The organism is Streptomyces sp. NPDC001135, from assembly GCF_053598395.1.
This window is the reverse complement of the sequence record NZ_JBSFKD010000012.1, coordinates 82,520-95,859: the sequence shown is the minus strand read 5'-3', so window position 1 is coordinate 95,859 and position 13,340 is coordinate 82,520. Positions and strand designations below refer to the sequence as shown.

The following is a 13,340-nucleotide window of genomic DNA, read 5'->3' as shown; positions in this document are numbered from 1 at the left end:
CGCTCGCACGCAAAGCCGAAGGGCCCGTCCACCGGTGCGGTGGACGGGCCCTTCGGGTACGACGACGGGTCAGCGGCGGTGCTGGCTGTCCGCCACCGTCACCTCGACCCGCTGGAACTCCTTCAGCTCGCTGTAGCCGGTGGTGGCCATCGCGCGGCGCAGGGCACCGAAGAAGTTCATCGAGCCGTCGGGGGTGTGGGACGGGCCGGTGAGGATCTCCTCGATCGTGCCGACCGTGCCCAGGTCGACCTTCTTGCCGCGGGGCAGCTCCTCGTTGACCGCCTCCATGCCCCAGTGGTGGCCCTTGCCGGGCGCGTCCGTGCCGCGGGCCAGCGGGGAGCCCATCATCACCGCGTCGGCGCCGCAGGCGATCGCCTTGGGCAGGTCGCCGGACCAGCCGACACCGCCGTCCGCGATCACGTGCACGTACCGGCCGCCGGACTCGTCCATGTAGTCACGGCGGGCCGCGGCCACGTCGGCGACGGCGGTGGCCATCGGGACCTGGATGCCCAGGACGTTGCGCGTGGTGTGGGCGGCGCCGCCGCCGAAGCCGACCAGGACACCGGCCGCGCCGGTGCGCATCAGGTGCAGGGCGGCGGTGTAGGTGGCGCAGCCACCGACGATCACCGGGACGTCCAGCTCGTAGATGAACTGCTTCAGGTTCAGCGGCTCGCTCGAGTGGGAGACGTGCTCCGCCGAGACCGTCGTACCGCGGATGACGAAGATGTCCACGCCCGCGTCCACGACCGCCTTGGAGAACTGGGCGGTGCGCTGCGGGGAGAGCGCGGCAGCGGTGACCACGCCCGAGTCGCGCACCTCCTTGATGCGCGCGCCGATCAGCTCCTCCTTGATGGGCGCCGCGTAGATCTCCTGGAGGCGGCGGGTCGCCTGCTCGGCGGGCAGCCCGGCGATCTCGTCCAGCAGCGGCTGCGGGTCCTCGTGGCGCGTCCACAGGCCCTCGAGGTTGAGGACGCCGAGGCCGCCCAGCTCGCCGATGCGGATCGCGGTGGCCGGGGAGACGACGGAGTCCATGGGGGCAGCCAGGAAGGGCAGCTCGAAGCGGTAGGCGTCGATCTGCCAGGCGATCGAGACCTCCTTCGGGTCCCGCGTACGGCGGCTGGGGACGACGGCGATGTCGTCGAAGGCGTACGCCCGGCGGCCGCGCTTGCCGCGCCCGATCTCGATCTCAGTCACGTCTGTGGCCTTTCCCTGATGCGTTTCAGCGCCTTCCAGTATCGCCGACGGGTACGACAACGGCGGCCCCGGATACTCCGGGACCGCCGTTGCGTGACCTTCACGCGCGCGTGGGCGTCACTTTTCGCCGGTCACCTCTTGCTGCTGTAGTTCGGCGCCTCGACCGTCATCTGGATGTCGTGCGGGTGGCTCTCCTTCAGGCCCGCCGAGGTGATCCGCACGAAGCGGCCGTTCGCCTGCAGGTCGGGAACGGTCCTGCCGCCGACGTAGAACATCGACTGGCGCAGGCCGCCGACCAGCTGGTGGACGACGGAGGACAGCGGGCCGCGGTAGGGCACCTGGCCCTCGATGCCCTCGGGGATCAGCTGCTCGTCGGAGGCGACACCCTCCTGGAAGTAGCGGTCCTTGGAGAAGGACCTGCGCTCGCCGCGGGTCTGCATGGCGCCGAGCGAGCCCATGCCGCGGTACGACTTGAACTGCTTGCCGTTGATGAACAGCAGCTCGCCCGGGGACTCCTCGCAGCCCGCGAGCAGCGAGCCGAGCATCACCGTGTCGGCGCCCGCGACCAGCGCCTTGGCGATGTCGCCGGAGTACTGCAGACCGCCGTCGCCGATCACCGGGACACCGGCGTCCTTGGCGGCGAGCGAGGCCTCGTAGATCGCGGTGACCTGCGGGACGCCGACACCGGCGACCACGCGCGTGGTGCAGATGGAGCCCGGTCCGACACCGACCTTGATGCCGTCGGCACCCGCGTCGACGAGGGCCTGGGCGCCGTCGCGCGTGGCGACGTTGCCGCCGATGACGTCGACGCCGGAGGAGTTCGACTTGATCTTGGCGATCATGTCGCCGACCAGCCGGGAGTGGCCGTGCGCGGTGTCCACGACGATGAAGTCGACGCCGGCCTCGATCAGGGCCTGGGCGCGCTCGAAGGCGTCACCGGCCACGCCGACCGCCGCGCCGACCAGCAGCCGGCCCTCGGCGTCCTTGGCCGCGTTCGGGTACTGCTCGGCCTTGACGAAGTCCTTGACGGTGATCAGGCCCTTGAGGACGCCCTCGCCGTCGACCAGCGGCAGCTTCTCGATCTTGTGCTTGCGCAGCAGCTCCATGGCCTCCGGGCCGGAGATGCCGACCTTGCCGGTGACCAGCGGCATCGGGGTCATGACCTCGTGCACACGGCGGCTTCGGTCGCTCTCGAAGGCCATGTCACGGTTGGTGACGATGCCGAGGAGCTTCTTGTCGCCGTCGGTCACCGGGACGCCGCTGATGCGGAACCTCGCGCACAGCGCGTCGGCCTCGGCGAGGGTGGCGTCCGGGTGGATGGTGATGGGGTCGGTGACCATGCCGGACTCGGAGCGCTTCACCAGGTCGACCTGGTTGGCCTGGTCCTCGATGGAGAGGTTGCGGTGCAGCACGCCGACGCCGCCCTGGCGGGCCATCGCGATGGCCATGCGGGACTCGGTCACCTTGTCCATGGCGGCGGACAGCAGCGGGATGTTGACCCGCACGTTCTTGGAGACGTACGAGGCGGTGTCGATCTCGTCGGGTGCCATGTCCGACGGGCCCGGCAGCAGCAGCACGTCGTCGTAGGTCAGCCCGAGTGTCGCGAATTTACCGGGCACTCCGTCGACGTTGGCAGTCATGACACCTTCCCCAAATGGCCTTGATCGGTGCGGATGTCCATGCTAACGGGAAGCATCGCTAGCAAATTCCACGGTACGGGGTCACTTCAGGCTTCGTATGTTCGTACGGAAACGGCGGCGCACCTGTTCAGCGACGGAGCTGGGGGCGCTGCGCGCCAGGGGGTTACTGTTCGGCGAGCGCGCGGAGGCGGCTCAGCGCCCTGTGCTGGGCGACCCGGACCGCGCCGGGTGACATTCCCAACATCTGCCCCGTCTCCTCCGCGGTCAAGCCCACGGCGATGCGCAGCAGGAGCAGTTCACGCTGGTTCTCGGGGAGGTTGGCCAGCAGCTTCTTCGCCCACTCGGCGTCACTGCTGAGCAGGGCGCGCTCCTCGGGGCCGAGGGAGTCGTCGGGGCGTTCCGGCATCTCGTCGGAGGGCACGGCCGTGGAGCCCGGGTGGCGCATCGCGGCGCGCTGGAGGTCGGCGACCTTGTGGGAGGCGATGGCGAAGACGAACGCCTCGAAGGGGCGGCCGGTGTCGCGGTAGCGGGGCAGCGCGAGCAGGACCGCGACGCAGACCTCCTGGGCGAGGTCCTCGACGAAGTGGCGCGCGTCGCCGGGCAGCCGGGACAGCCGGGTGCGGCAGTAGCGCAGCGCCAAGGGGTGCACGTGCGCGAGCAGATCGTGCGTGGCCTGCTCGTCCCCGTCGACGGCGCGATGCACGAGCGCACCGATCGCCCCGTGGGCCGTGCCCGCCTCGTCGTCGCGCATCGGTCCATGGTGCCTTGCGGCCGTCCGGTCCGTCGCATCGTGCTCGTGGTTGTGCACCGAAGCGTTATGAGCAGGTGCGCCGGCACTCATTCCCTGCGCCCTCCCCTTCCGCTCGACCGACTCGTCCCCGAGAGACTCCACATCTCAAGGATGCGGCATCCGCGCCGAAACGAGCAGCGCTCGTCCGGCGGGCCTCCTTGCGCAGCGCCCGCCGAGGCGTCCGACGGAGTCGTCCGCCCGGGGCGCGAACAGCTCGACCACGGGTGCCGCGATCCTCGTCCAGCGGCGCCGACCACGGGTGTTCCCGAAGTGGATCTCCGTTCCCGCGTACGACCCGCCACCCGGCCAGCAGTCCGCCGCACGCCTCCTCGGGTGTGACCGGGTCCACCCCCCGGCGACGCGTCACGGCCGCTTCCACGGGCAACCGGAACGCCGGCCGGGGCGTTTCACCGCACCACGTCCGCATCCCGCCCGGGCGGGCGAGCCGGGACGCGGCGGTCGTGCACCGGAGCCGGGGGTGCCGTCGCGGGGCACCCATGTCCGTTGCCGCGGGTGGCCAGGGCGCGGCGGTGCGCCCCACGGCCGGGGGTCCCGCAGAAACACGCACGCGCGCGTCCCCGTGCACACCCGGGGCAGACCGATACGCCCCCGGAACCCTTCGTCCGGCGCCCCGCACGGCCGAGGCACGGCATTCCGGACCCGGGGCCGGGCGTGACGCCGTGAACACGTCGCGGTGGGGTTCGGTTCGGCGCACGGCCGGGACACGCGGAAACCGCCACACGGCCCGGACACCCGAAAGCCGGCAGACGACCCGGACACCGGCGCACGGCCCGGCCGTCCGAAAGCCGGCACACGACCCGGACACCCCGACGCCGCCCGACCCGGGCACCCGGAAACCGCTGCACGGCTGGGGCACCCCGATGCCGGCACACGCCCCGGACATCCGGAACCCCGGTTTTCGCCCGGACCTCTCGAGGAGCGAACCGAGTTCCCTTCCGCGTCCCCTTCCCCGGGCGGTTCCGGCGCCGGCAGGGCGCCCGGCTGCGGCCAGGGGAGGCGGATACGTGTCCGGCTCCGGGAGCGGTGCCCCGGTGGCGGCCGGCCCCGCCCGCCCCGCAGGGCTGGGCACTTCCTACCGGACCAGTCCCCAGCGGAAGCCGAGCGCCACGGCGTGGGCCCGGTCGGAGGCGCCGAGCTTCTTGAACAGGCGCCGCGCGTGCGTCTTGACGGTGTCCTCGGAGAGGAACAGCTCGCGCCCGATCTCGGCGTTGGAACGGCCGTGGCTCATGCCTTCCAGGACCTGGATCTCACGCGCGGTGAGCGTGGGCGCCGCCCCCATCTCGGCCGAGCGGAGCCGGCGCGGGGCCAGCCGCCAGGTCGGGTCCGCCAGGGCCTGCGTCACCGTGGCGCGCAGTTCCGCGCGCGAGGCGTCCTTGTGCAGGTAGCCGCGGGCACCGGCGGCGACCGCGAGGGCCACGCCGTCGAGGTCCTCGGCGACGGTGAGCATGATGATGCGCGCGCCGGGGTCGGCCGACAGCAGGCGGCGCACGGTCTCCACGCCGCCCAGGCCGGGCATGCGCACGTCCATCAGGATGAGGTCGGAGCGGTCGGCGCCCCAGCGGCGGAGGACTTCCTCGCCGTTGGCCGCCGTCGTCACGCGCTCGACGCCGGGCACGGTCGCGACCGCGCGGCGGAGCGCTTCTCGGGCAAGCGGGGAGTCGTCGCAGACGAGGACGGATGTCATGACCGCCCTCCGCAGCTGATGCGCGTCACCTTGAGCCTCCAGGCTGGTACGGAATCGTCACCTGTGCGGTCGACCGCCTCGGACGCTTGCCCGAGCGCTTTTCTTTTCAACCGCCTCCGCACTCTCAACGACGGTCACTCGAAAGAGTTACGGGGCCGCGTGCCGTCTTCGGCACTCTACGTGAGGGGCTCGACACGGAGCAGACATGGCCAACAGACCCTCAACTTTTCATCACAACTATGCCCCATTTGGCCCCTTTTCTTCCCGTTTCGTGGTGTCCGAGGCTAGATTCGCAATGAGTCATATTTTCATCTCCTTAGACCGGAGATGTACGGTCGTTGGCACCGTATCCGCTCAGAACGGCTACAAGGGGTCACGTAATGGCAGATTTCTCCCGCCTTCCCGGACCGAACGCGGACCTGTGGGACTGGCAGCTGCTGGCTGCCTGCCGCGGCGTGGACAGCTCGCTCTTCTTCCACCCGGAGGGCGAGCGCGGGGCGGCTCGGAGCGCTCGCGAGAACTCGGCCAAGGAGGTCTGCATGAGGTGCCCTGTGCGCGCGGAGTGCGCGGCGCATGCGCTGGCGGTGCGCGAGCCGTACGGCGTGTGGGGCGGCCTGACCGAGGACGAGCGCGAGGAGCTGATGGGGCGCGCGCGCAACCGCCTGGTGACGGCCTCGGCCGTCGGCGCGGACACGGCACCCAACCACTGAAGGAACGTTTCTGCACCCACAGCCCTCCGGGTGCTCCCTTTCCCTTCCACCAGGGCACGCCGCACGCGTGCCCTTGATTCTGCCCGCGGACTCCCAGGCCCTCTCGTTTGGATCACCCCGGCGTCACGGGGCTCGGGTCGGCTGAAAAGCCCCCTCCCAGCCGCCCTGATCCGAACGAGGGGGCCTAGCCGCGCCCGGCCGCCCGGGCCAGCTGTTCCAGCGTCGCCGCCACGGCCGGCACCTGTGCCAGGTCGGGCAGGGTGAGGGCGACGATCTCGCGTCGCACCGCCGGTTCCAGCCGCACCGTGCGCACGCCCCTGGGCCGTACCGATTCCACCGCCAGTTGCGGCAGTACGGCGACCCCGAGGCCGGCGCCGACCAGGCCGAACACAGCCGGGTAGTCGTCCGTGGCGAAGTCGATGCGCGGGGTGAAACCGGCTCCCTCGCAGACCTCGACCAGCTGGCCGCGGCAGCGCGGGCAGCCCGCGATCCACGGCTCCTGGGCCAGCTCGCCGATGGCGACGGACTGCGCGCGCGCCAGGCGGTGCCGCTCCGGGACCAGGGCGACCAGACGGTCCGTCAGCAGGGGCCGGACGACCAGGTCGTCCCAGTCCTCGGCGACCGCCGCCCCCTCGTAGCGGAAGGCCAGGGCGAGGTCGCAGTCACCCTCGCGCAGCAGCTCGACGGAGTTCGGGGGCTCGGCCTCCTCCAGGGAGACACGGGTGCCGGGGTGGGCGGCGCGCAGGGCGGCGAGGGCGGTGGGGACCAGGGTGGACGTACTGCTCGGGAAGGAGACCAGCCGGACCCGGCCGGCGCGCAGGCCCGCGATGGCGGCGACCTCCTCCTCGGCCGCGGTGAGCCCGGCGAGGATGCCGGAGGCGTGCCTGACCAGGGCTTCCCCCGCCTGGGTCAGTCGCATCTCGCGACCGCTGCGGACCAGCAGCGGGGTGCCGACCGAGGTCTCCAGGGCCTTCATCTGCTGGCTGACGGCGGGCTGGGTGCAGCCCAGTTCGCGCCCCGCCGCCGAGAAGGAACCGGTGGTGGCGACGGCGCGCAGGACGCGGAGATGACGGGCCTCGATCACCCTTCGAGCATAAGGGGTGCTTGGGGATGATGCGCGATATTCGCTCGACGCTTTGAGATGTGGTGACGTACCGTGCGGACATGAGGGTTCTCACGGTCAATCTGGGCCGCCCGCAGCCGGTGCCGTACACGGACCAGCCGGAGGGTGTGACGGGCATCGACAAGCAGCCGGCCGACGGGCCGGTGCGGGTGGCAGCGCCGGGTCCCAAGGGGGTCGGCGGCAGCGGGCTGGCCGGGGACGCGGTGTGCGAGCTGCGCCATCACGGCGGGGACGACCAGGCGGTGTACGCCTACGCGCGCGAGGATCTCGACGACTGGGAGCGCGAGCTGGGCCGGTCCTTGGCCAACGGCTGTTTCGGGGAGAACCTGACGACGGACGGGCTGGACGTCTCCGGGGCGCTGATCGGCGAACGCTGGCGGATCGGGGCCGGGCCGGTTCTGGAGGTGACGTCGGGCCGGATCCCGTGTCGTACGTTCCAGGGCCATCTGGGCGAGCGCGGCTGGGTCAAGAGATTCACGCAGAAGGGCGCAACGGGTGCCTACCTCCGGGTGATCGAGCCGGGCGAGATACGCGCGGGCGATCCCATCGAGATCGTGCACCGGCCGGACCACGGGGTGACGGCGGCCCTGCAGTTCCGCGCGGTCACCACCGAGCGGGAACTGCTGCCGCGGGTGCTCGCGGCGGGCGAGGCACTGCACGCGGAGACACTGGCCGCGGCGCGCAAGTACGTGACGCTGCAACAGTGCTGAGTGACCGTGGGCCGGACCGCCGTCCGGTCCCGCGCCAGCGGACCCGTGCGCTCCGGGTCACTACCCTTGGGTCATGACAACGGCTCTGATTACGGGATCGACCGCGGGGATCGGTGCCGCCTTCGCGCGGCGGCTGGCGGCTGACGGGCACGACCTCGTCCTGGTGGCACGCGACACCAAACGGCTGCGCGAACAGGCGACCGAACTCCACGACCGGCACGGCATCGAGGTGGAGGTGCTGACCGCCGACCTGTCCGAGGACAAGGGCATCGAGTCGGTGGCCGACCGCCTCGGCGACCGGAGGAACCCGGTCGACCTGCTGGTCAACAACGCCGGCTTCGGCAACAAGGGCCGCTATCTCGAGGTGCCCATGGCCGACGAGCTACGGATGCTCAAGGTGCACTGCGAGGCGGTGCTCCGGCTGACGTCGGCGGCGGCCGAGGCGATGCGCGAGCGCGGGCGGGGCGGGATCCTCAACGTCGCCTCCGTGGCCGCCTTCGTGCCGCGCGGCACCTACGGCGCCTCCAAGGCGTGGGTCGTGCAGTTCACGCAGGGCGCGGCCAAGGACCTGGCCGGCAGCGGCGTACGCCTGATGGCCCTGTGCCCCGGCTTCGTGCGCACCGAGTTCCACCAGCGGGCCGGGATGGGCACGGACAACATCCCGGGCTGGATGTGGCTGGACGCCGACAAGCTGGTCGGGGCGGCCCTGGCCGACCTGGCGCGCGGGAAGTCGCTGTCGATCCCCGACCCGCGCTACAAGGCGCTGATGGGCCTGGTGAAGGTCACCCCGCGCGGGCTGATGGGCGGGATCTCCTCCCGGACGGGACGCAGGTACGGGCCCCGGTAGCGGACGGGTGGCGCTGCCGTCGCGGTGCGAAAATGAGCGTGACACACCGGGCCAGGGGGGCCGGGAGGCGGCGTCATGACCTTCGTACAGCTCATCGAGTGCAGGACGAGCCGGCTGGACGAGATGAACCGGCTGATGGACGACTGGGTCGCGCAGACCAGGGGAAAGCGGACGGCGAGGCACGCGCTGGTCGGCAAGGACCGATCGGACGCGTCCCACGTCGTCGAAGTGGTGGAGTTCCCGTCGTACGCGGAGGCGATGCGGAACTCGAACCTCCCGGAGACCGAGAAGATCTTCCAGGACATGGTCGCGCTGTGCGACGAGACGCCGACGTTCACCGATCTGGACGTCGTGCGGGACGAGCGGCTGGCCGAGGACACCGTGCACAGGTTCTTCGAGGAGCTCCAGACCCCGGGTGAGCTGGCGCCGCTCAACAACCTGCTGGACGAGGACATCCACAGCCACGACCCGGTGAACCCGCAGGACACCATCGGCCTGGACAACGCCCGCGCCGAGTACCGGATGTGGCGCGGCGCCTTCGACTTCACGTTCACGGTCGAGGACGTGCTCGCCGAGGGAGGCCGGGCCTGCGCGCGGTGGATCTGGAACGCCACGCACAAAGGGGACTTCCTGGGGATCGCGCCCACGGGCAGGCGGGTCTCCATGACCGGAATGACGCTCTTCCGCTTCACGGACAACGGCAAGATCGCCGAAACCTGGTGGCAGCACGACCAACTGGGGCTGATGCAGCAGCTGGGCGCACTGGACGAGCTGGAGCAGTAGACAGGGCGAAGGCCCGGCACCGTGACGGTGCCGGGCCTTCGCTCGGGAGCGCTCGGCTCAGTGGGCGTGGCCGTGGCCGTGGCCCGCGGCGGCCGGCTCTTCCTCTTCCTTCTTCTCGACGACCAGGGTCTCGGTCGTGAGCAGCAGGGAGGCGATGGAGGCGGCGTTCTCCAGGGCGGAGCGGGTGACCTTCACCGGGTCGATGACGCCGGCCTTGACCAGGTCGCCGTACTCGCCGGTGGCGGCGTTGTAGCCCTGCCCCTTCTCCAGGTCCTTGACCTTGGAGACGATGACGTAGCCCTCCTGGCCGGCGTTCTCGCCGATCCAGCGCAGCGGCTCGACCACGGCGTTGCGGACGACCGCGACACCGGTGGCCTCGTCGCCGGTCTTGTCGAGGTTGCCCTCGAGGACCTTGGAGGAGTGGACCAGGGCGGAGCCACCACCGGAGACGATGCCCTCCTCGACCGCGGCGCGGGTCGCGGAGATGGCGTCCTCCAGACGGTGCTTCTTCTCCTTCAGCTCCACCTCGGTGGCGGCGCCGACCTTGATCACGCACACGCCGCCGGCCAGCTTCGCGAGGCGCTCCTGGAGCTTCTCGCGGTCCCAGTCGGAGTCGGTGTTCTCGATCTCGGCCTTGATCTGCGCGACGCGGCCCGTCAGGTCCTCCTGCTTGCCGGCACCCTCGACGATCGTGGTGTCGTCCTTGGTGACCGTCACGCGGCGGGCGGAGCCGAGCACGTCCAGGCCGACCTGGTCGAGCTTGAGGCCGACCTCCTCGGAGATGACGGTGGCGCCGGTGAGGATCGCCATGTCCTGCAGCATCGCCTTGCGGCGGTCGCCGAAGCCGGGGGCCTTCACCGCGACGGCGTTGAAGGTACCGCGGATCTTGTTGACGACCAGGGTCGACAGGGCCTCGCCCTCGACGTCCTCGGCGATGATCAGCAGCGGCTTGGAGGCGCCCGCCTGGATGACCTTCTCCAGCAGCGGCAGCAGGTCCTGGATGGAGCTGATCTTGCCCTGGTTGATGAGGATGTACGGGTCGTCGAGGACGGCCTCCATGCGCTCCTGGTCCGTCACGAAGTACGGCGACAGGTAACCCTTGTCGAAGGCCATGCCCTCGGTGAAGTCCAGCTCCAGGCCGAAGGTGTTGGACTCCTCGACGGTGATGACACCGTCCTTGCCGACCTTGTCCATCGCCTCGGCGATCAGCTCGCCGACCTGCTGGTCCTGGGCGGACAGCGCGGCGACGGCGGCGATGTCGGACTTCTCGTCGATCGGGCGGGCGGAAGCCAGCAGGTCGTCGGAGACGGCCTTGACGGCGGCGTCGATGCCCTTCTTCAGGGCGGCCGGGGAGGCACCGGCGGCGACGTTCTTCAGGCCCTCGCGCACCAGCGCCTGGGCGAGCACGGTGGCGGTGGTGGTGCCGTCACCCGCGATGTCGTTGGTCTTGGTCGCCACCTCCTTCACCAGCTGCGCGCCGAGGTTCTCGTACGGGTCCTCGATCTCGACCTCGCGGGCGATCGTGACACCGTCGTTGGTGATGGTGGGGGCGCCGAACTTCTTGTCGATGACGACGTTGCGGCCGCGGGGGCCGATCGTCACCTTCACCGTGTCGGCCAGCTTGTTGACGCCGCGCTCAAGGGCGCGACGGGCGTCCTCGTCGAACTTCAGAATCTTCGCCATGACAGCGGAAGCCCTCTCGGAAATCTGTGGGTGAAAAGACGGCTGCGCCCCGGGCGCCCGGCTTCGTTATCGGTCGCGGGGGCCAGGGGCGCAGCTCAAGAGCAAAATGTGCTCGCGGTGACTACTTCTCGATGATCGCGAGGACGTCGCGAGCCGAGAGGACGAGGTACTCCTCGCCGTTGTACTTCACCTCGGTGCCGCCGTACTTGCTGTACAGGACGACGTCGCCGACCTTGACGTCGAGCGGAAGGCGCTCGCCGTTCTCGAAGCGGCCCGGACCCACGGCGAGGACGGCGCCCTCCTGGGGCTTCTCCTTCGCGGTGTCCGGGATGACCAGGCCAGAGGCGGTGGTCTGCTCGGCGTCGAGCGGCTGGACCACGATGCGGTCCTCGAGCGGCTTGATGGCAACCTTGGAGCTGGTGGTCGTCACGATCCGACCTCCCCCTTCGGAGATCTCACGGGGTTAACTGTCTGAGGTGGCGACCAGGTCGATCCGTCGTCGCGGGTGCCGGACCTGCCCGTCGCTTTGTTGGCACTCTCCAGGGGGGAGTGCCAGAGCCGAGACTATGACTGCGATTAGCACTCGGTCAAGCGGAGTGCCAATGCCGTGCGGCGCGTCGGCCGAAGAACCGTTCAGCGCCGGGTCCCCCGGTGGCCGGTGCTGCTCCGCCGTCCCCGGGGCTGCCGCCCCCCGCCGGGCTGCTTCTCCCCGCCTACAGGTAGTCCTCCAGCCGGCCCACCGTCAGCCCCCGTTGCTGGACCCTGCGCAGTGCCCGGGCGGTCCGGTCGCGCAGATCGGGGCCCGTCGTCTCGTCCGGGCCGATCAAGATGATGTCGCCCGGGCGGAGGTGGTGTGCGCCGTGGGTGTACACGAGGTCGGCCGGGGTCATGGCGGCACGCCACAGGACGAGCGTGGAGATGCCGCAGTCGGACGCCGCGCGCAGGGTGGTGGTGTCGTACGAGCCGTACGGCGGACGGAAGAGGCGGGGGTGCACCCCGAGCCGGGAGACGAGCCTGTCCTGCTGGCCGCAGATCTCGGCGCGCTGGCCGGAGTAGGGCAGTCCGGCCAGCGCGCGGTGGTCGAGGGTGTGGTTCTGGATGCCGGCGCCCAGCCGGTGCAGGCGGGCGAAGTGGCCGTAGCCGGGGCCGGCGACGCTGTCGGTGAGGAACAGGCTGAGCGGCAGCCGGAGTTCGCGGACCATGTCGACGAAGCGGGGGTCCTTGTCGGCGCCGTCGTCGTAGGTGAGGAAGACGACCCGGTCGCGGGTGGGGACGTGGTCCATGACGCGGGGCAGGGCGCGGCCGGCGGTGTGCGGGGTGAGGGCGAGCGGGCGGGCGGCGGGGCGCGGCGGGCGGGCGAGGGGCTCGGTCAGACCCCAGCGGCGGTAGGCCCGGTCGGGGGCGGGGCCGGGCGGGTGTACGCCCTCGGCGGCCTTCATACCGAGGCGCTCGATGGGGTCGACGGACTGGGCACAGCCGGTGAGGAGGAGGACCGAGGCGAGAACCGCCACGATCAGCACCCGCCCGGACCTCCCTCTCCCGCACACCACCCCCAGACCACCGGAACCCACCCTCCCGGGCACCACCCGTGGGTCACCGGGCCCCGCCTCCCCGGACACCGCCCCCGGACCGCCGGCGGCCACCCTCCCGCACACCACCCCCGCGTCGCCGGGCCCCGCCACCCCGTAGACCACCCCCGGACCGCCGGTGGCCACCCTCCCGCGCACCACCCCTGCATCACCAGGCCCCGCCACCCCGGACACCGCCCCCGGACCGCCCGAACCCGCCCTCCCGGGCACCACCCCTGCATCACCAGGCCCCGCCACCCCGGACACCGCCCCCGGGCCGCCGGCGGCCACCCTCCCGCACACCACCCCTGCACCACCGGGCCCCGCCACCCCGTAGACCACCCCCGGACCGCCCGAACCCGCCCTCCCGGGCACCACCCCTCCATCACCAGGCCCCGCCACCCCGGACACCGCCCCCGGGCCGCCGGCGGCCACCCTCCCGCACACCACCGCCGGGCCACCCCAGCCCGTGCCCCCGCTCACCGCCCGCGAATCGCCGCGGTCGAGCTCCCCGCACACAGACCCCGGACCATCCGAACCCGCCCCGCCGGGCACCGTGCGCGGGTTCTCGCCGGTCCGCCCGCAGC

12 protein-coding genes are annotated in these 13,340 nt (G+C 71.4%); 4 read left to right on the top strand and 8 right to left on the bottom strand.

The window, feature by feature from the left end; genetic code table 11:
* Window positions 1-69: 69 nt before the first annotated feature.
* The 4 genes from ACWC94_RS17225 to ACWC94_RS17210 form a co-directional block, all read right to left on the bottom strand.
* Entirely contained in the window at window positions 70-1,194 is a 1,125-nt protein-coding gene (locus tag ACWC94_RS17225) for a GuaB3 family IMP dehydrogenase-related protein (RefSeq protein WP_351238991.1), read from the bottom strand.
* A 131-nt stretch (window positions 1,195-1,325) separates the two neighbouring features.
* Window positions 1,326-2,834, bottom strand: a complete 1,509-nt coding sequence (gene guaB / locus ACWC94_RS17220; protein WP_450797358.1) for an IMP dehydrogenase — start codon at window positions 2,832-2,834, stop codon at window positions 1,326-1,328.
* A 163-nt stretch (window positions 2,835-2,997) separates the two neighbouring features.
* Window positions 2,998-3,585: a sigma-70 family RNA polymerase sigma factor gene (locus tag ACWC94_RS17215; RefSeq protein ID WP_030641278.1), complete on the bottom strand. Its 588-nt coding sequence runs from the start codon at window positions 3,583-3,585 to the stop codon at window positions 2,998-3,000.
* Between the two features lie 1,132 nt (window positions 3,586-4,717).
* Entirely contained in the window at window positions 4,718-5,329 is a 612-nt protein-coding gene (locus ACWC94_RS17210; protein ID WP_003948568.1) for a response regulator transcription factor, read from the bottom strand.
* A 380-nt stretch (window positions 5,330-5,709) separates the two neighbouring features.
* Between ACWC94_RS17210 and ACWC94_RS17205 the strand changes: the two genes are divergently transcribed.
* Window positions 5,710-6,039: a WhiB family transcriptional regulator gene (locus ACWC94_RS17205; RefSeq protein ID WP_191871889.1), complete on the top strand. Its 330-nt coding sequence runs from the start codon at window positions 5,710-5,712 to the stop codon at window positions 6,037-6,039.
* Between the two features lie 184 nt (window positions 6,040-6,223).
* On the opposite strand, the gene ACWC94_RS17200 is transcribed toward ACWC94_RS17205, so the two are convergent.
* On the bottom strand, window positions 6,224-7,123 hold the full coding sequence (locus ACWC94_RS17200) for a LysR family transcriptional regulator (protein ID WP_450797357.1): 900 nt from the start codon (window positions 7,121-7,123) through the stop codon (window positions 6,224-6,226).
* A gap of 80 nt (window positions 7,124-7,203) precedes the next feature.
* Here ACWC94_RS17200 and ACWC94_RS17195 point away from each other — a divergent pair, with 80 nt between their 5' ends.
* The 3 genes from ACWC94_RS17195 to ACWC94_RS17185 all read left to right on the top strand — a co-directional run bounded on the left by ACWC94_RS17195 (window position 7,204) and on the right by ACWC94_RS17185 (window position 9,502).
* Window positions 7,204-7,872 carry an MOSC domain-containing protein gene (locus tag ACWC94_RS17195; RefSeq protein ID WP_450797356.1) on the top strand — a complete coding sequence of 223 codons (669 nt, stop codon included), beginning with the start codon at window positions 7,204-7,206 and terminating at the stop codon, window positions 7,870-7,872.
* A gap of 73 nt (window positions 7,873-7,945) precedes the next feature.
* Window positions 7,946-8,719 carry an SDR family NAD(P)-dependent oxidoreductase gene (locus tag ACWC94_RS17190; protein ID WP_450797355.1) on the top strand — a complete coding sequence of 258 codons (774 nt, stop codon included), beginning with the start codon at window positions 7,946-7,948 and terminating at the stop codon, window positions 8,717-8,719.
* Window positions 8,720-8,794: 75 nt separating this feature from the next.
* Complete coding sequence (locus tag ACWC94_RS17185) at window positions 8,795-9,502, top strand: ester cyclase (protein ID WP_450797354.1); 708 nt, start codon at window positions 8,795-8,797, stop codon at window positions 9,500-9,502.
* A 57-nt stretch (window positions 9,503-9,559) separates the two neighbouring features.
* On the opposite strand, the gene groL is transcribed toward ACWC94_RS17185, so the two are convergent.
* The 3 genes from groL to ACWC94_RS17170 form a co-directional block, all read right to left on the bottom strand.
* Complete coding sequence (gene groL, locus ACWC94_RS17180; RefSeq protein WP_363214327.1) at window positions 9,560-11,185, bottom strand: chaperonin GroEL; 1,626 nt, start codon at window positions 11,183-11,185, stop codon at window positions 9,560-9,562.
* A gap of 121 nt (window positions 11,186-11,306) precedes the next feature.
* Window positions 11,307-11,615 (bottom strand): co-chaperone GroES, encoded by a 309-nt coding sequence (gene groES / locus ACWC94_RS17175; protein WP_020132158.1) that lies wholly within the window; start codon window positions 11,613-11,615, stop codon window positions 11,307-11,309.
* A gap of 283 nt (window positions 11,616-11,898) precedes the next feature.
* Window positions 11,899-12,705, bottom strand: coding sequence for a polysaccharide deacetylase family protein (locus tag ACWC94_RS17170; protein WP_450797353.1), 807 nt, complete (start codon window positions 12,703-12,705; stop codon window positions 11,899-11,901).
* Window positions 12,706-13,340: the final 635 nt, after the last annotated feature.